Source organism: Saliniramus sp. (genome assembly GCF_035311605.1).
GTDB lineage: Bacteria > Pseudomonadota > Alphaproteobacteria > Rhizobiales > Beijerinckiaceae > Saliniramus.
On sequence record NZ_DATGCW010000020.1, the window covers coordinates 1 to 17,264 of the forward strand.

Below are 17,264 nucleotides of genomic sequence, written 5' to 3' on the forward strand. Positions count from 1 at the left end.
ACGCCCCTCACCCCCGGCCCCTCTCCTCGGAGGGAGAGGGCAGATGCGCTGGAAGCAATCGCAGCGACCATCCGATCACCCATCAATCCGCTCCACATAGACGCGGATGCGGCCGCCGCAGGAGAGGCCCACTTGCCAGGCGGTTTCGTCGGCGACGCCGAATTCCAGCATTTTCGGCTTGCCACTCTCGATCACGTCGAGCGCGTCGGCGATGACCGCACCCTCGACGCAGCCGCCGGAGACAGAGCCGAGGAAGCTGCCCTCGGCGTCGATCACGAGATGCGAGCCGACCGGGCGCGGCGCCGAGCCCCAGGTCTCGACCACGGTGGCGAGCGCGACGCCGCGCCCGTCGTGGGCCCAGACCTCGGCTTCACGCAGGATATCGTCCTCATTGGCAATCATGATTATCCCCTTATGCAGCCATTGCACGCAGCCAGCGGGCCGGATCGGCCTCGCGCGTGCGGGCGGCGGCGAGCGCGTCGCACAAAGCTTCCATGGAGCGCAGATTATGGATCGGGCGGAACTCGTGGACATGCGGCAGCATGGCGCGGATGCCGGAAGCGCGGGCCTGGAAGGCCTCGTATCGCAAAAGCGGGTTGAGCCAGACGAGGCGGCGGCAGGAACGCTTCAGCCGGTCCATCTCGAAGGCGAGATCGGGCGAGACGTCGCGCTCCAGACCGTCGGTGAAGAGCAGGACGACGGCCCCCTGCCCCAGCACCCGGCGCGACCAGAGCCGGTTGAAATCCCGTAAGGCGGTGGCAATGCGCGTGCCGCCCTCCCAATCCTGAACCCGCTGCCCGGCCCGCGCCAGCGCCTCGTCCGGATCGCGGCTGGTGAGCTCGCGGCTGATATTGGTGAGCCGCGTGGCGAAGACGAAGGAATGCACCTTGCGCCGCGTCTCGGCCACGGCATGCAGGAAATGCAGGAAGAGCCGGGAATATTCCGACATCGAACCCGATATGTCGACGAGCGCCACCACCGGCGGCTGGCGGATGGCGCGGCTGGCAAAGGCGAGATCGATGGCGTGACCACCCGAGCGCAGCGAACGCTGCAGCGTGCGGCGCATATCGATGCGCGCACCGCGCGGATCGGGCCGGAAACGGCGGGTGACAAGCTCCTCCGCCGGCAGACGCAGTTGGCTGATCAGGCGTTTGGTGCGCGCGATCTCGGCGGCACTCATCTGGGCGAAATCCTTGCTGCGCAGCACTTCGCGATCAGAAACCGTCAGCCGCGCGGAGAATATCTGCTCCTGCTCCTCGATCTCGGGGTCCTTGCCCGGCGGCTTGAGGGCCTCGGCCACCCGCGAGGCGGCGGCGCGCGGCTTGTCCTCGTCCTTGCCCTTGCCCGGCGCCATGGGCGACATCTGGGCGATCAGCTTCTCGATCAGCGCGCGCCGGCGCCAGAACAGGCGAAACGCCTGGTCGAAGACGATCGTGTGCTCGTGCTTCTTCACGAAGACGGCGTGCAGCGTCCAGTAGAAATCCTCGCGCTCGCCGATCCGCGCCGCCCCCACCGCATCAATCGCATCCATCACCGCAGCGGGGCCGACGGGGAGACCGGCGGCGCGCAGGGCGCGGGCGAAATACGCGATATTTTCCGCGAGCTTGCCGCTGCCGTCGCCCGGATTCGGTTCACTGGTGGGATGCTCATTCATGGCGTGATTGTGCGTCGGAGAGCGGGGTCGATGCAAGAGCTCGCATCACCGAATGCGTTGCCGGATTTCTCACGACCGGGATGCTTGCCGGCGCAGCGCCAAGCTGAAACGATAACAGTGAGAGAATGCCATCAAGAAGGAGAAATGCCATGAGCGCCGTCGAAGCGAAACTCTCGGAATTGGGCCTCGCCCTGCCCCAATTGCCGACGCCGATGGGCAATTACGTCCCGTGGAAACGCGTCGGCGACCTCGTCTACCTCTCCGGCCAGGGCCCGCGCAAACCCGAGGGCGGCTCGCATACCGGCAAGGTCGGGGCGGATGTCGATACCGAAACCGCCTATACCCATGCGAAGATCATCGCCCTGCAATTGCTGGCCGTGGCGAAACAGGCCGCCGGCGATCTCGACAAGGTGGAATTCGTCAAACTGCTGGGCATGGTCAACGCGACGCCGGAATTCGGTGAGCAGCCCAAGGTGATCAACGGCTGCTCGGACCTGCTCGTCGAGGCGCTGGGCGAGCGCGGTCGGCATGCGCGCTCCGCCGTCGGCATGGGCTCGCTGCCCGGGGGCATCACGGTGGAGATCGAGGCGATCATCCGGGTGCATGATTGAATCCGGAAGCCGGACACAAAGGAAGAAAGCCGGGCAAATACCCGGCCTTCTACCATTCTTGACGAAAGCGCAGCTTATGCGGCCACGGCCTTCGGCTGCACCTCGGCCATGTAATCCTCCATCAGCGTGCGGGTGACGTCGCCCGGCTGATAGCGGTGCGGGCCGATCTCGGAAACCGGGGTGACCTCGGCCGCCGTGCCGGTGATGAAGCACTCGCTGAAACTGCCGAGTTCGTTCGGCATGATCCGGCGTTCGATCACTTCAAAGCCGCGTCGCTTGGCGAGATCGATCACGGTACGGCGGGTAATGCCATCGAGGAAGCAGTCCGCGACCGGCGTATGAATCGCCCCGTCACGGGTAAAGAACACGTTCGCGCCGGTGCATTCGGCCACGCGGCCCTGCCAGTCGAGCATCAGCGCATCGGCGTAGCCCTTGCGCTCGGCGGCATGCTTGGAGATCGTGCAGATCATGTAGAGACCCGCCGCCTTGGAATGGCACGGCGCCGTCATCGGATCCGGGCGGCGGTAATCCGCAACATCGAGCCGGATGCCCTTGAGGCGCTCGGCGGGATCGAAATAGCTGGGCCATTCCCATGCCGCGATTGCCAGATGAATGGTATTCTTCTGCGCCGAGACGCCCATCATCTCGGATCCGCGCCACGCGACGGGGCGCACATAGGCATCGACGAGCCCGTTCTGCGCGATGACGAGGCGCTTGGCGGCGTCGATCTCGGCGGCGGTATAGGGGATTTCGAAGTCCAGCACCTCGGCCGAACGCAGCAACCGCTCGGAATGCTCCAGCGACTTGAATATCTCGCCACCATAGGCACGCTCTCCCTCGAATACGGACGAGCCGTAGTGCAGGCCGTGCGACAATACATGCAGCTTGGCCTCGGCCCACGGCGTCAGCGCGCCGTCCAGCCAGATCCAGCCGTCCTGCTGATCGAAGGAGATAGGCGACATCGAAACACACTCCCTGGAATGACTACCTGCGTATACACGCGAGAACCGTTCTCCCAAGGCCCTTCGTGACACGCGATTGCGACAATCGGCTCATTTACGTTCGATCATTTCGCCGATTGCGCTTGACGGGTAACAATCCTCTTGGGATATGTCAATAAGGCTGACATAACCGGATGAGAGATTTTTCGTGTCGATACGCTCTTCCCAACCTGCCGTTCTCGCAGCCGTGAGCGACGAGCCGCCCGCCGGGGAAGCGCCGGGGCGAGACGTACCCGCCTATGATCTGATCGAACTGTTCTTTTTCGCCTATCGGGATTTCGTCTCCGGTCCCGACCGCATTCTGGCGGAATACGGCTTCGGACGCGCGCATCACCGGGTGCTGCATTTCGTCTCGCGCCAACCCGGGCTGACGATCGCCGAATTGCTGGACATCCTCAAGATCACCAAGCAGAGTCTCAACCGTGTGCTCAAGGAGCTGGTCGAAAAGGATTTCATCGTCAGCCGGATGGGCACGACGGATCGCCGCCAGCGCCTCCTCTTCGCCACGCAGGCAGGCGAGGAGCTGGCTTTGCGGCTGGCCGATCTGCAGACCGGACGGATCATGCGGGCGCTGGAAACGGTGCCGACGGAGGAGCGCGCGGCAATGCATCGTTTCGTCAAGGATTACCTGACCGCGATGGTCGATCCGCAGGAGCGCGCGCGCGTCGCACAGCTCGCGGCCACACCCGCGCAACGGCACGGACCGGGCGAGGAGCGCTGATGCCCGCGAGCCGCAACGAACTGCCAGATGACGCGCCGCATATCCTGGTCGTCGATGATGACCGCCGCCTGCGCGACCTTCTGAGCAAGTTCCTCACGGAGAATGGTTTTCGCGTTACGGCGGCCGCAAGCGCGGCAGAAGCGCGCGGCATGTGCGAGCATCTCGTCTTCGATGCCCTCGTCCTCGACGTGATGATGCCGGGTGAAAACGGCTTCGATTTCGCACGCTGGATGCGCACGCGCTCGCAGGTGCCGATCCTGATGCTGACCGCCCGCGTGGATTCGCAGGACCGCGTCACCGGGTTGGAGATCGGTGCCGACGATTATCTGCCCAAGCCCTTCGAGCCGCGCGAGCTGGTGCTGCGCCTCGGCAACATCATGCGCCGCGCCGGGTCGGGTGAAGGCGAAAGCGCAATGCTGCCGGAGGCGATCCGCTTCGGCGCCTTCGTCTATCGCTTCGATCGCGGTGAACTGCGCCGGGGCGAGGAACTCATCCGCCTCACCGAACGCGAACGCGAGATGCTGAACCTGCTCGGGCGCCGGCTGGGCGGGCATGTGCATCGCGAAGAGCTTGCCGATGCGGGCGGAGCCGCCAATGAGCGCACCGTTGACGTGCAGATCAACCGCCTGCGCCGCAAGATCGAGAGCGACCCGGCCAATCCCGTGTTTCTCCAGACGGTGCGCGGGATCGGATATCGGCTTATCGTGGAGTGATGCGCCTCATTCGCACCCGGACCAATCGCCTCCCGCGCCTGCGCCTCCCCGCCGGCCGCTTCGGTGCGGCGCGCCGCTTCGTCGCCCTGCTCGGGCGGATCTACGGCGCCGTCGCGCGCCGGGTCGGCGCCGCCATGCCCAAGGGGCTGTTCGCGCGCGCGTTGATCATCATCATCGCGCCGATCGTACTGCTGCAATCCTTCATCGCCTACACCTTCATGGAGCGGCACTGGCAGACCGTGACGATGCGGCTCTCTTCCGCCGTGACCGCCGATATTGCAGCGCTGATCGACATTTACGAGACCTTCCCCCAGGACGGTGAAGCCAGCGAACTCATCCGCATCGCCGATCAGCGCCTCGGGCTCGATGTCGAGATCCTGCGCGACACCGAGCTCCCGCCGCCGGGACCGAAGCCGTTCTTCTCCATCCTCGATCAGGCGCTCTCCAGCGAAATCGCACGCCAGGTGGAACGTCCGTTCTGGATCGACACGGTGGGGCGCTCCGATCTGATCGAGATCCGGATCCGGCTCGATGACGGAATCATGCGGGTGATTACCGAGCGCTCGCAGGCGTATGCCTCGAATTCCCACATTTTCCTGCTCTGGATGGGCGGCACCTCCCTCGTGCTGATGGGCATCGCGATCATCTTCCTGCGCAATCAGATCCGCCCGATCCTGCGCCTGGCCGAGGCGGCGGAGAGCTTCGGCAAGGGGCGCGAAATCGAATTCCGCCCGCGCGGCGCGCGCGAGGTCCGCCAGGCCGGCCATGCCTTCATCGAGATGAAGCGGCGCATCGAGCGCGCCATCGATCAGCGTACCGCGATGCTCAACGGTGTCAGCCACGATCTGCGCACGATCCTCACCCGCTTCAAGCTCTCGCTGGCCCTGCTGGAACCGAGCGACGACGTGCGCGATCTCGAGCGTGACGTCGACGAGATGAGCCGCATGCTGGAGGGTTATCTCGCGTTCGCCCGCGGCGATTCCGGCGAACAGGCGGCGCCCACGGATCTGCGCGAGCTGCTCGGCGAAATCAGCGCCGATGCCGAGCGCCAGGGGCATCCCACCCGGCTGCGCGTCGATGGCGACCCGCAGGTGGTCGTGCGCCCGGATGCGTTCCGCCGCCTCGTCTTCAACCTCGTCTCCAACGCGGCACGCCATGGCGACACCATCGCGATCAACGCCAATCACGAAACCCGCTGGCTCGTGCTGCATGTCGATGATGACGGGCCGGGAATCCCCGAGGAAGTGCGCGATCAGGTGTTCAAGCCCTTCGTGCGGCTCGACGAAGCGCGCAATCAGGATGAAAGCGGTTCAGGGCTCGGCCTGTCGATCGCCCGTGACATCGCACGCTCGCATGGCGGCGATATCAGCCTTGATGACAGTCCGCTGGGCGGCCTGCGCGCCAGCCTGCGCATCCCTGCCTGATCAGCGCGTGGCCGCCGTTATGCCGCCATCGACGACGATCTCGGTGCCGGTGATGTAGCGCGCCTCCTCGGATGCCAGAAACAATGCGGCATGGGCCACGTCGAAGGAATCGCCCATTCGCCCCATCGGCACCTGTTTCGCACGTGTCGCGGCAAATCCTTCGTAGTCACCGCCCGCATATTTCTCAGCGAGCCGGCGCACGAGGGGCGTGTCCATCAGACCGGGCACCACGCAATTGAGGCGGATGCCGCGATCGGCATAGATCACGGCCGTGGTCTTGGTCATCTGGATCAGCGCCGCCTTGGCTGCGGCATAGGCCACCTGCGGCTTGCCGATATAACGCAGCCCCGCGATCGAGGAGACGTTGACGACGACGCCGCCACCCTGCCCTTCCATTATCGGCAAAGCGTGCTTGCAGGTCAGGAAGGCGCTGGTGAGGTTGACGTCCATCTGCGCGTCCCAGACTTCGTGCGTCAGTTCCACCGGCCCGCCCGGCTCTGAGCGGCCGACATTGTTGACGAGGATGTCCAGCCGCCCGAAATCCCGCGCGATCAGATCGAACAGAGCCGACACGGAGGCCTCGTCGGTGACGTCGCAGGCATGGCCGGTGAAGCTTCCGCCCTCCTGCTTGATCAGCCGCCCGGTCTCCTCCAGCGCCGCCGGATCCCGGTCGATCCCGATAATGCGCGCACCCTGACGGGCGAAGATGGTGGCAATCGCCTTGCCGTTACCGAATCCCGGCCCGCTCGACCCTGCCCCCGTGACCAGCGCGATCCTGTCCGTCAGCTTCAGCATCATCTTTTTCCCCGCTATTCTCAGGTGCCACGCATTTCCGGGCGGACCTTACGCCGTGCTCACCGGGCTGACCATGTGGCCTTTCTCGATCCGAACCGGCGCGAACGCGCATGATGAACCGCCTCGCACCGTTCGTGGCGCATGTGCCATGATCGGCATTTGCAAACCGCGCGGCTTCTGCAAAAAAGAAGCATGCGTCGCATCACCATCATCGAGCCGGTTTCGCGCTTCGCCGTCTGGTCCCGCCGGATGGCGCTTCTGTCGCTGACCTCGACCGGGCTCGCGCTCTATCTCACCCGCGCGCGCCAGGTCGATCTCGATGCCGGTATGGCGGCGATCCTCGCCGGGCTCGTCATCGCGGCGATCGCCCTCGGTCTCGCACTCGCCGCTTTCTCGCGGATCTGGTATCTTGGGCGGCGGGGAGCTGCATCCGCAGTGACGGGTTTCGTGCTCGCGCTCCTGATTCTTGCACTGCCGCTCTATATAGCAGGATTGCGTCTGCATGCTCCGCAATCGCGCGACATCAGCACCGATCTCCAGAATCCGCCGGCCTTCGCCGCGCCGGATGAGGCGTTGCCGCAGCGGCCCGGACTGCTCGACCGCCTCGTTCCCGAAGCGCCGATGACCCGGACATGGCGCGCCCGGGCCATGGTGCGCCCGCTCTATCTCGACGCCCCACTGCGGGAAACGGAAGAACTGGCACGGCGGGCGGCAAGCGCGCTGGATCTGCGCCTCGAAGACGAAGGTGGGCCCGCAGATGCGCAGGCCCGTGAGGCGGCAGAGGCCGCACTTTCGCGGCTACCCGATGACCCGCCACCCCTGCCCCCGCTGCGCCCCGATTTTCCGAACACCCCGGAGACGGGGGGCGTGATGTCGGGCGTGGAGGCAGAGATGCGGTCCGTCACCCTGGAAGCAATTGGCGAAACCCCGATCCTGCGCCTGCCGCTGCGGCTTTCCGTGCGCATCACCCCGGTAGGTGACCGGGTGCGCATCGATGCGCGTGCGACCGCGCCGCAGGGCAATTACGATATCGGCGCCAACAGCGCATTGCTGCGTGCCTATCTCGCCGAGATCGCCTTTCTGGACAACCCACGCTGATCACCGTCATACGGGGTGGTAGCTGCCTTCCAGCCCGACCGTGCCCTCCGCCCGTACCTGCCCGCGCGCGACCAGATCCTCGATATGCGCGAGCACGTTGAGCGAGGCCGCGCCGATCAGCGCCGGCGCGAGGCCGGGATACACATTTGCGACGATCTGCGCGATCATCTGATCACCTGCGGCGATCCGCGCCAGGATCATCGCCTCGCGCTGGCGGCGATGCGCAATCAGCGCACGAACGAACCGCGCCGGTTCACGGACCGGGCCACCATGACCGGGCCAGTAGATTGCATCGTCGCGCGCCCGCAGCTTGTCGAGCGAGCGCATATAGGCGGCCATATCGCCATCCGGCGGACCAACGAAGGACGTCGACCAGGCCATGACGTGATCGCCGGAGAACAGCGCCTTCTCCTCACGCAGGGCGAAAGCAAGATGGTTGGCGGTATGGCCGGGCGTCGCCACCGCCTCCAGCGTCCAGCCCTCCCCGGAGACGATGTCACCGTCCGCCAGCTCGCGTTCGGGACGATGCTCGCGGTCACCGGCCCCTTCCATCCGGTTGGCCTCGCCGGTCTCCAGTGGTCGCGCCGGGCGATGCGGGCCGCAGCCGATGATCGGCGCACCGGTCGCCCGCGCAAGCGGTCGCGCGCCCGGTGAATGATCGCGATGGGTGTGGGTGACGAGAATGGCGCTGATGCGCGCCTCACCAATCGCGGCGAGAATCGCCTCCATATGGGCCGGATCCTCGGGGCCAGGGTCGATCACGGCAATGTCGGACGTTCCGACGAGATAGGTGCAGGTGCCGGTGAAGGTCATCGGCCCGCCATTGCCAGCAACGATGCGGCGCAGGCGTGGCGATAACCGCTCGCACAGGCCGGCAGGGGAATCGAAGGTGGTTTCGAAGGTCAGGGGCTCATCCATCGGGTCAGGTTCGGCGCTCGTACGTTTTCTGGCAAGTGCCCCGATCGGGGGATTTCAGCAAGCGCTTCCGGCGGATTTTCGAAGCCCCCGGCGCAGCGTCTCGCATGAGAAACCCGCCGTCGTTTCACGACGGCGGGCCCGATGTCGACAGGCTTCGATCAGTGGAAGCTCGTGCTTTTGCGATGGTATGTTACATCGACCGCCGGGAATGAGCGAAACCGTTCCCCCGGCGCATCATCTCCTCAAAACACGCCCGCGACGACGGCACCGACAAAAACCAGCGCCGCGCAAACCGCAGCAACATTCAACTTTGGAACAAGGTTGAGTTTCGAGATCAGGCCCATTTGTAACCTCCCTGACGGGGGACCGTCGAAACAGATTAGCATGCTCAGCATCCGCTGCAAGATGCATTCGACACAACCCCTGCTCAGGCACCCGCGACGATCATCCTTAATAATCGGTTAACGCATTGTATTGAAACAGGTTTGTACCATCATGAAGCCAGGTTGTTCACAGCCTTTTCTGCAGTGCCTTCTCGACGCATGCCGCGACCTGCAACGCCTTGTCGTCACGACCGAATGCCGTAACGATCTGCACCCCCACGGGAAGCCCTGCCGCATTGTGAAAACCGGGTACGCTGACCGCCGGAACGCCCATCAGGGTCCACAGCCGGTTGAAGCGTGATTCACCCGTCGAGGCGAGACCTTCCGGCGCGGAACCAGGGCTCGCGAAGGTCAGCAGCGCATCGTATTCACGCATGAAACTCTTGGCCTCGCGCCGTGCCTGATGTGCTGTACGCCGGGCTTCGTCATAGGCCCCGGCGGGCACATGCTGCGCCGCATCGAGGGCCTCGCCCAGGATCGGCGGCAACTGATCGCGATGTGCGTCATATTCCCAGGCCAGCGCGCGGGCTGATTCGTAATCCTGGATGATGCCGTGCACATGATAGGCGGCGGCCAGCGCCTCTGGGGCGGAAACCGGCGTCACCTGCGCCCCGTCCGCCTCGATCGCCTTGACCGCGGCATCAAGTGCCGCCGCCGAGTCATCCTCGGGCGGCCCCGCGAAATCCTGTGTGAGCAGACCGATACGCAGACCGGCAGGCGAATCCGGCGCCCGGTCATCCGGCAGGCGCAGATCCGGGCGCTCGCCCAGAGCGGCAAGCGCATAGGCGAGATCCGGCACGCTGGCCGCGAACAGACCGAGCGTGTCGAGCGCCCAGGAATAACACTTGACCCCGACCGTCGGCAGCAGCCGGAAGGACGGCTTGATCGCAGCCGTGCCGCAATAGGACGCCGGGCGGATCACCGACCCACCCGTCTGCGTCCCGATTGCGAGCGGCAGCATACCGGCTCCGACCGCCGCAGCCGAACCGGCTGAAGAGCCACCGGGTGTGTGGGCAGGGTTATGCGGATTGAGTGTCTCGGTCGGGTCCAGAAAGGCGAAGGCCGTCGTCGTCGTCTTTGCCAGAGGCGTCCCGCCGGCCCGGCGCAACATCGCGGTTATCGACGCGTCGGCGCGCGCCACATTGTCGCGATAGATCGGCGATCCCATCCCCGTGGGCATGCCGGCCACGTCGATGATGTCCTTGATGCCGACAGCGATCCCGCGAAGCGACCCCTGCGCCGCCGCAGCCGCATGGGTGTCCATATGGGTGAAGGCGCGTACCGCGTATTCACGCGCCTCGATCAGATCGAGGCAATGGGAGAGCGCCGATTGCGCGCTGATATGGCCCGCATCGATGCGGCGCAAAAGATCGAGAAGAGAGAGCATGGCACCTTGTTGTGATCGGTAGCGTAAATTGACCCTAGCCTAAAGTGCCACGTTTTTGTCATAATGAGAAACAGGAAACTGACGCAGGGACAATGGACAAACGCGCGCCACATATTGCAACGGCCCGAGAACAGCCCATCGGCAAACGTGGATACCATCATGGTAATCTGCGCGCTGCACTGGTCAACGCGACGCGTGATTTGCTCGCGGCGCGCGGGCCGCAGGGCTTTACCCTCGCCGACGCCGCACGCAAGGCCGGCGTCAGCGCAGCCGCACCCTATCGCCATTTCACCGATCGTGACGCCCTGATGCGGGCTGTCGCGAATGAGGGTTTCATCCTGTTCGGAAAGCGCATCTTCACCGCCACGAGCGAGCATTGCGATCCGCGCGAGGCGCTTGCAGCCATGGCGCGCGCCTATCTCGGCTTCGCCCGCACGGAGCCCGGCTATTATGCCGCCATGTTCGCCTTCCCCAAGGGCGATGAGGCGTTGCCGGACGAAGAGCATGATGCGGCCTTCAAGCTCCTGATATCGACGATCACATCGATCCTTGCCGAGCGCAGGCTCCCTGAACAAGCTGCCGGTCCGCTGGCTTTCCGGATTTGGAGCCTGTCACATGGCGTTGCGACACTGGATGCGATCGGCCACCTGGAATACTCTGCGATGAGCGCAGAACAGATTCTCGTTGATGGTGCCATGGCGCTACTGGCAGCCGCCGGCCAACCGCCCGAGTAATCCGCCGACAGAGGCGCACCGCCATCGGCAACGGATTGACAAATCCTTTACCGATGATGGCGCATTGTATACGCATGCGTCGCGTATCTGTAGCCTTCGGAGTTCTCGTCGGCGTCAGTGTCATACTGACGGGCTGCTCGCTGTTGCCCGGGGAGCCGCGTGAAGCGTGGCGAAGCGAGGCCGAACGGGCCTGCCTCGCACGCGGCGATGTCAGCCGCTCTTCCTACGCGTCGCGGCTCTCGCCCATCAGCGGGCCCGGATCCTGTGGCATCACCCGCCCGTTCCGCGTCACAGCCCTCGACGAAGGACGGGTTGCGCTCAGCAACCCCGCCACGCTCGGCTGCCCGGTGATCGCCGAGACGGATCGCTGGCTGCGGGACATCGTGCAGCCTGCGGCGATGCTCTATTTCGGATCGCGCGTCACCGGCATGCGCTCGGGCGATTATTCCTGCCGCACCCGCAACAGCCGCCCGGGCGCGCGGATGTCCGAGCATGCTTTCGGCAACGCCGTCGACGTGATGTCGTTCAGCCTCACCGATGGCCGCAGCATCACGATCAGCGACGGCTGGCGCGGCGATCAGGCCGAGCGGGCCTTCCTGCGCGAGGTCTTCGTCGGCGCCTGCCGTTACTTCACGACGGTGCTCGGGCCGGGATCCGACGCCTTCCATTACGACCATTTCCATCTCGATCTCGCCCGCCATGGCCGCAATGGCGACATTCATGTCTGCCGACCGGAAATCGATTTCACACCCCGGATCGACCCGGATGCCGCGCCGATCATGAGCGTCTGGCCGCGCAAGGGGGGCGATACGACGGGTGCCGAGCCGGTGCATAGCGTGAGGCAGGAGAGGCCGGATACGTTACCGCGCGCGCCGCAGGAATGGAGCCGACCGGCTCCGCAAGCCGATCCGTTTCCGATCGCGCCGGTGCTCGAGCCGCAAACCGGGTCACGCTTCGGGCCGATCTATTGAGCCCACCCGCCACCTGCGCTTGACCGCAAGGCCCGTCTGACGGAATGTGCCGCCATCCGAGACCACGGGTCATGTGTCCGGGCAGGTGAGAGGTGGTGCGGCAATGATCACGACGTCGAATTCGGCTCCGAATCTCCGGCAGACCGCTTCAGCGGTGCTGGCGGCAGCGCTGGCATTGGCGACGGCACTCCTCCTTCCATCCGCTGCGCAGGCCGATCGCTGGGCACAACCGCGTGCCGAGGAGCGCGCCGTGCGCTGGACCGGAGAACTCCCCGCCTGTGACGACCACCTCGTTCTGTCAAGGATCGCCGCGCGCTTTGACTCGCGCGAATCGCGCTTCTGGGATTCCGGGATCCGCCTCACCGAACTCACACAGGCGCGACAGATCGCGCTGCGTCCCTGGGGCGATAGCTACATCCCGCGTCGCTTCTGCTCTGCGCGGGCGATGCTGACGAGCGAAGCCGGCACGCATCACAGCCGTGTCGATTACATCATCGTGGAGGGGCGCGGTATTTTCGGCAACTGGGGCGTCGAATGGTGCGTGGCCGATCTGGTGCGCCATCAGCATGCGGGACCGGATTGCCGCGCCTTCCGGCCCTGATCGCCGCGCATGAACTACCGCCACGCCTTTCACGCGGGAAATTTCGCCGATGTGCTCAAGCATGTCGTGCTGACACGCATCCTCGCCTATCTCGCGCTCAAGGATAAACCGTTTCGCGCCATCGATACCCATGCCGGGATAGGCCTCTACAATCTCGAGGCCGACGAGGCATCGCGCACCGGTGAGTGGGTCGACGGGATCGGACGCCTCGACGACGCGCCGCTCGCGCCTGAATGCGAGGCGCTGCTGGCGCCTTACCGCAATGTGCTCGCCGGCATTCGGGCCCGTTACGGCGAGGGCATCTATCCTGGCTCGCCGGCGATCATCCGCGAAATGCTGCGCCCGTCGGATCGCGGCATTCTGGTCGAGCTCCACCCTGCCGATCACGCGGTGCTGGCCGCGCGCTATCATCAGGTAAGCAATCTCAAGGCACTCAATCTCGATGGCTGGCAGGCCCTCGGCGCGATGATACCGCCCAAGGAGAAGCGGGGCCTCGTCTTGATCGACCCGCCCTATGAGAAAACCGGCGAACTGGGCCGGCTCACGCATGAGATCGCTGCGGCGACGACGAAATGGCCCGGCGGCATCTACGTCGGCTGGTATCCGATCAAGCGACAGCGCGAGGTCGATGAAGCGCTGGCCCCGCTCGCAAGTCTCCCCCGCCCCACTCTGCGCCTCGAAATGCGGGTTCTGACAGAGCACCCGGAACCGCGCCTGATCGGCTGTGGTCTCGTCATCGTGAACCCGCCTTATACGCTCCACGGTGAGATGAAGCGGCTGATGCCGGATCTTGCGCAACGGCTCGAACAGGAGCCCGGCGCGGGGCGCATTCGTATCGAGACGCCTGGAGAACCGGCCTGATCGGGCCCTACGGGCGGGCGCAACACGCACAGATTCCCAGAAATTGCCGCTTTTCGTTCGGGCAAGCGACACATTCCGACACTTGAAAGGACCGCGCGCAGCACCAGACACGGTCGATGGCGATCACGCGTGCCAACTCACAAGCGGCATGAGGGTCGTAAAACGGCTCCATAGCGGGAACGTCGTTCTGGTTCGGGAGGCAGGAAGTGAATATGCCATGCGCATGGCAGGAACAGTGCTGCCGATACTCATTGCGGCAACCATGCTCGCATTCGCTGCACATTCGTCCCTTGCCGGAGGCGGTGATGCCGTGCCGGCTGAGGGCAACATGCAGGTCGCATCCACCGGGGGCGGGCTCGCAGCCCTGTTCGGTGGCGGTCGCAACCTCTCGGGTTTCCGAAAGCATGTGAATGCCGGTGCGATCGTGGTCCGCGCAAGCACGCCGACCGAGTGCCTTCCCCACGATCTGAAGGGCGTTCTCGCAAAGGTCGCCGAGGAATTCGGCGCCATCTCGGTACAATCCACCCATCGCAGCCCAAAGCGCAATCGCCGCGCCGGCGGCGCGCCGCAATCACTGCATCTCGATTGTCGCGCCATCGATTTTCGCGTCGATGCGCGTGGGCGCGAAGTCATGGCTTGGCTGCGCGAACACCCCGATGTCGGGGGGCTGAAGATGTACCGCAACGGCGTGATCCATATCGATAACGGCGCAAGACGAACCTGGTGAACAATCTCAGACGGGGTCCACCGGAAAGCGCAAACGGAAGACGGCACCATGGTGGCGCTCATAGGTCATGCGCGCCCCGAGTTGAACAGCGAGCGACTTGATCAGACGAAGGCCGAAACCGCGCCCGTCGATCTCCGGATTCGGTCCCTCCCCCTCATCGTCCACACAGAGTTCGATTTCATCATCCTCACGTCGCAGCGCGATCGTGATCGGGCTCGCATCCTCCGAAAAGGTGTGGCTCGCCGCATTGCTGACGACCTCGCTCAGGATCAGTGCAAAGGGCATGGCGCGATCGAGCGCGATGGTCACCGGTTCGAGCTGGAGATCGAATTCCGGCGGATCGTCGCGTCCGCGCCGCATGCCCTCGACCAGGCGATGGGCATAGGCGGCCAGATTGACGCTGGCGAAATCGCCGTGGCTGTAGATCAGATCATGGACCAGAGCCATGGCCTGAACCCGCCTGATGGTCTCGTCCGGTGAAGTATGCACACGCTCCTGCATGCGGATCAGCGATGAGATGATCTGCATGTTGTTCTTCACGCGGTGATGCACTTCCTTGAGAAGCTGGTTCTTCTCGGCGATCGCGGAAGAGAGCGCCTGCGTGCGCAGTTCAACCGTGTCTTCCAGCTCGCGATGATTGCGCCAGGCGAACAGGGCCAGGACCAGCAGCGCAGCACCTGCAGGAATGAAGAATCCGGCATAGGCGCCGAGCCGGCCCAGCCAGATGCCGAGCATATCGGAGCGACCGAGACCGTAAGCGAGGTAGACCGGATACGCGCCGACCTGCGCGTAGCCATAAAGGCGCTGCTCGCCGTCACCTGGGCTGCGATACGTGATCAAGCCCGACGGCGCTTCGGCGACAGCCTTACGGAACGTGTCATCCTGCGCCAGATCACTGGCCATAGCCAAATCCGGTGGATAGCGGCTGAGCATCTCGCCGTTGTCGTGAAACAGCGTGATCACCCCCCGCTCCGGTGCGATGCCAGAATGGAAGATATTGAAATACCCGGGTGAAATTGCCAGCCTCACTGCGCCGTCAAACCCGCCTTCGGGATCATCATGGCGGAAACTCAACGTGAAAAGACCTTGTGCAATGGCGGTCTGTGCCGGGTCGACCTCCACGACGCGCGACACTTCTCCCTCGCGCAGGCGGCGAAACCATCCCGCATCGGCAAAGCTGACAGGCGCATCGGCCTCACGTGCACTCGACGCCAGAAGCCGTCCCCGCGCATCGATCACCGATATCGACGCGATTTCAGGAAAGGCGCCGGCGAGGGAAAGCAGGAACCCGCGTAAGTCATCAGGCTGCGCCGCAGGCGTGCGCCGTATCCGGTCGCGCGTCGCGAGAGCCGCGAGTTCATGCGTCTTGAACACCCGCTGGGCGTGCTCGACCAGGACATCGCGAACATGCGCGACTTGCGTCTCAGCCTCGGCGCGGACACCGGTCCAGTCGCGATAAGCCGCAAAGCCGAAGAAGAGGAGTGGCAGCAGGATGGCAATTACCAGAAATTGTGGAAAGGCTTTCTCGACCAGCGTCGAGGCATGCCGACGCCCCGCAGCCTCGCCATTATCCGAGGGCTGGTCGGGGGAGTTTGCTGGTTCGCTGCGCTGCAACATGCACTCAAGCTTCTCCGGGCATGACCGGCGAGACCTCCGGGGTTTTCGATATCGCAAGCGCTCCGAGAACGCGCCGATCAGCCGAATTGTTCCTATTTGCCAGAATTTTCCTTTATTTTATCGGGATTTGATTAAATATCCCGTAAGCGCCATAAGCGAGGTTGTCATGAAGTCGTGATTCGGGCGACGGGGATTCGGGCATGACCGTGTTGGAGGGGAATGAGCGTCCTGAAACTGCGCGGCGCCAGGCCGACGTGGATTACGCGACCCGACGGGTGCTTTTCGCAGAAGCAGAGCCGGCGCTCTTGCGGGAATGGGAGGCCCTGGCCGCAGACCCGCTCCACCCCAATCCGTTCTACACGCCTGCCGCCCTCGAAGCCTTGCTGGCCGCCGATCCGTCAGCGCGAGATCGCCTGCAACTCATCTGCCTGCACCTTGCCGACGGGCGAGGTGAAGGCCGGCTCTTTGGTCTGCTGCCCTCGATTTGGCGCGGGACCCGGATCGGATGGCGACGCGGGGGCGCGAATTACACTTCGCCCTACCTGCCCTGCGGCACACCGCTGATCGCCCGTGATGCGCCCCCCGGATGGGCCGCAAGCCTGATCCGCGCGCTCGGCAATGGCGCAGAGCCGGTGCTTCTGCGCCACGTGCCGCTCTCCGGCCCGATCGGCGATGCGCTGCTCACCGCTCTGCGCGAGGTCGGCGCAACATGGCGCGCACTCGACCCCTTCGCGCGTCCCGTCGCGACGCCCGCACAATCCTATGAAGCCTTTATCCATCGTGCCTATGGCCGCAGCCGGCGCAAGGGGCTCAAGCGGCTGCGCAATGCCCTGTCGAACAACGCGACCCTGACGGTGGAGAGTCGTACCGATCCGCAAGGCTGCGCGGCAGCGACGCAGTCATTCCTCGCCCTCGAGGCGGGGGGCTGGAAAGGGACCAGCGGGACCGCGCTGGCGCAGAAAGACGCGACACGCACCATGCTGGCGCGGTTGTTCCGGCCCGATCTGCCACCCGGCAGCCGCCGCGTCGACCAGCTGCTGCTCGATGG

General features: G+C 64.8%; 18 protein-coding genes. 11 read left to right on the forward strand and 7 right to left on the reverse strand.

The genetic code is table 11. The features are described 5' to 3' along the window. Positions 1-75 precede the first annotated feature (75 nt). Both VKP01_RS00900 and VKP01_RS00905 read right to left on the reverse strand, forming a co-directional pair. Positions 76-402 carry an XdhC family protein gene (locus tag VKP01_RS00900; RefSeq protein ID WP_324409759.1) on the reverse strand — a complete coding sequence of 109 codons (327 nt, stop codon included), beginning with the start codon at positions 400-402 and terminating at the stop codon, positions 76-78. Between the two features lie 10 nt (positions 403-412). After that, positions 413-1,654 (reverse strand): VWA domain-containing protein, encoded by a 1,242-nt coding sequence (locus VKP01_RS00905; protein ID WP_324409760.1) that lies wholly within the window; start codon positions 1,652-1,654, stop codon positions 413-415. Between the two features lie 149 nt (positions 1,655-1,803). Between VKP01_RS00905 and VKP01_RS00910 the strand changes: the two genes are divergently transcribed. Beyond that, positions 1,804-2,265 (forward strand): RidA family protein, encoded by a 462-nt coding sequence (locus tag VKP01_RS00910; RefSeq protein ID WP_324409761.1) that lies wholly within the window; start codon positions 1,804-1,806, stop codon positions 2,263-2,265. Between the two features lie 74 nt (positions 2,266-2,339). Here the strand turns inward: VKP01_RS00910 and VKP01_RS00915 are convergent, their stop codons facing one another. Beyond that, complete coding sequence (locus tag VKP01_RS00915; RefSeq protein ID WP_324409762.1) at positions 2,340-3,227, reverse strand: branched-chain amino acid aminotransferase; 888 nt, start codon at positions 3,225-3,227, stop codon at positions 2,340-2,342. Between the two features lie 193 nt (positions 3,228-3,420). Here VKP01_RS00915 and VKP01_RS00920 point away from each other — a divergent pair, with 193 nt between their 5' ends. Genes VKP01_RS00920 through VKP01_RS00930 form a run of 3 tightly spaced genes read left to right on the forward strand, consistent with a single transcriptional unit; the run spans position 3,421 to position 6,124 of the window. Next, positions 3,421-3,987: a MarR family winged helix-turn-helix transcriptional regulator gene (locus tag VKP01_RS00920; RefSeq protein ID WP_414706483.1), complete on the forward strand. Its 567-nt coding sequence runs from the start codon at positions 3,421-3,423 to the stop codon at positions 3,985-3,987. Further along, entirely contained in the window at positions 3,987-4,700 is a 714-nt protein-coding gene (locus VKP01_RS00925; RefSeq protein ID WP_324409763.1) for a response regulator transcription factor, read from the forward strand. The genes VKP01_RS00920 and VKP01_RS00925 overlap by 1 nt, the downstream gene beginning before the upstream one ends. Before the next feature lie 8 nt (positions 4,701-4,708). Continuing rightward, the gene (locus VKP01_RS00930; protein ID WP_414706484.1) at positions 4,709-6,124 is read left to right on the forward strand and encodes an ATP-binding protein; all 1,416 of its coding nucleotides are present in this window, start codon (positions 4,709-4,711) and stop codon (positions 6,122-6,124) included. Here VKP01_RS00930 and VKP01_RS00935 read toward each other — a convergent pair whose 3' ends face one another. Beyond that, positions 6,125-6,919 (reverse strand): SDR family NAD(P)-dependent oxidoreductase, encoded by a 795-nt coding sequence (locus VKP01_RS00935; RefSeq protein ID WP_324409765.1) that lies wholly within the window; start codon positions 6,917-6,919, stop codon positions 6,125-6,127. A gap of 192 nt (positions 6,920-7,111) precedes the next feature. Here VKP01_RS00935 and VKP01_RS00940 point away from each other — a divergent pair, with 192 nt between their 5' ends. Further along, complete coding sequence (locus tag VKP01_RS00940) at positions 7,112-8,017, forward strand: hypothetical protein (RefSeq protein WP_324409766.1); 906 nt, start codon at positions 7,112-7,114, stop codon at positions 8,015-8,017. 6 nt (positions 8,018-8,023) lie between these two features. Here the strand turns inward: VKP01_RS00940 and VKP01_RS00945 are convergent, their stop codons facing one another. Both VKP01_RS00945 and VKP01_RS00950 read right to left on the reverse strand, forming a co-directional pair. Next, complete coding sequence (locus tag VKP01_RS00945; RefSeq protein WP_324409767.1) at positions 8,024-8,935, reverse strand: MBL fold metallo-hydrolase; 912 nt, start codon at positions 8,933-8,935, stop codon at positions 8,024-8,026. A 510-nt stretch (positions 8,936-9,445) separates the two neighbouring features. Further along, positions 9,446-10,705, reverse strand: a complete 1,260-nt coding sequence (locus VKP01_RS00950; protein ID WP_324409768.1) for an amidase — start codon at positions 10,703-10,705, stop codon at positions 9,446-9,448. A gap of 92 nt (positions 10,706-10,797) precedes the next feature. Between VKP01_RS00950 and VKP01_RS00955 the strand changes: the two genes are divergently transcribed. From VKP01_RS00955 to VKP01_RS00975, 5 genes are all read left to right on the forward strand, one after another. After that, positions 10,798-11,439: a TetR/AcrR family transcriptional regulator gene (locus VKP01_RS00955; RefSeq protein WP_324409769.1), complete on the forward strand. Its 642-nt coding sequence runs from the start codon at positions 10,798-10,800 to the stop codon at positions 11,437-11,439. 74 nt (positions 11,440-11,513) lie between these two features. Next, entirely contained in the window at positions 11,514-12,410 is an 897-nt protein-coding gene (locus VKP01_RS00960; RefSeq protein WP_324409770.1) for an extensin family protein, read from the forward strand. Positions 12,411-12,513: 103 nt separating this feature from the next. Further along, positions 12,514-13,011 (forward strand): hypothetical protein, encoded by a 498-nt coding sequence (locus VKP01_RS00965; RefSeq protein WP_324409771.1) that lies wholly within the window; start codon positions 12,514-12,516, stop codon positions 13,009-13,011. 9 nt (positions 13,012-13,020) lie between these two features. Next, positions 13,021-13,872 (forward strand): 23S rRNA (adenine(2030)-N(6))-methyltransferase RlmJ, encoded by an 852-nt coding sequence (locus tag VKP01_RS00970; protein ID WP_324409772.1) that lies wholly within the window; start codon positions 13,021-13,023, stop codon positions 13,870-13,872. Between the two features lie 217 nt (positions 13,873-14,089). Continuing rightward, positions 14,090-14,599 (forward strand): YcbK family protein, encoded by a 510-nt coding sequence (locus VKP01_RS00975; protein WP_324409773.1) that lies wholly within the window; start codon positions 14,090-14,092, stop codon positions 14,597-14,599. A 6-nt stretch (positions 14,600-14,605) separates the two neighbouring features. On the opposite strand, the gene VKP01_RS00980 is transcribed toward VKP01_RS00975, so the two are convergent. Then, positions 14,606-16,216, reverse strand: a complete 1,611-nt coding sequence (locus VKP01_RS00980) for a sensor histidine kinase (RefSeq protein WP_324409774.1) — start codon at positions 16,214-16,216, stop codon at positions 14,606-14,608. A 200-nt stretch (positions 16,217-16,416) separates the two neighbouring features. On the opposite strand from VKP01_RS00980, the gene VKP01_RS00985 reads away from it, so the two are divergent. Beyond that, positions 16,417-17,264, forward strand: an 848-nt coding sequence (locus VKP01_RS00985) for a GNAT family N-acetyltransferase (RefSeq protein ID WP_414706481.1), incomplete at its 3' end; no start/stop codon positions are given.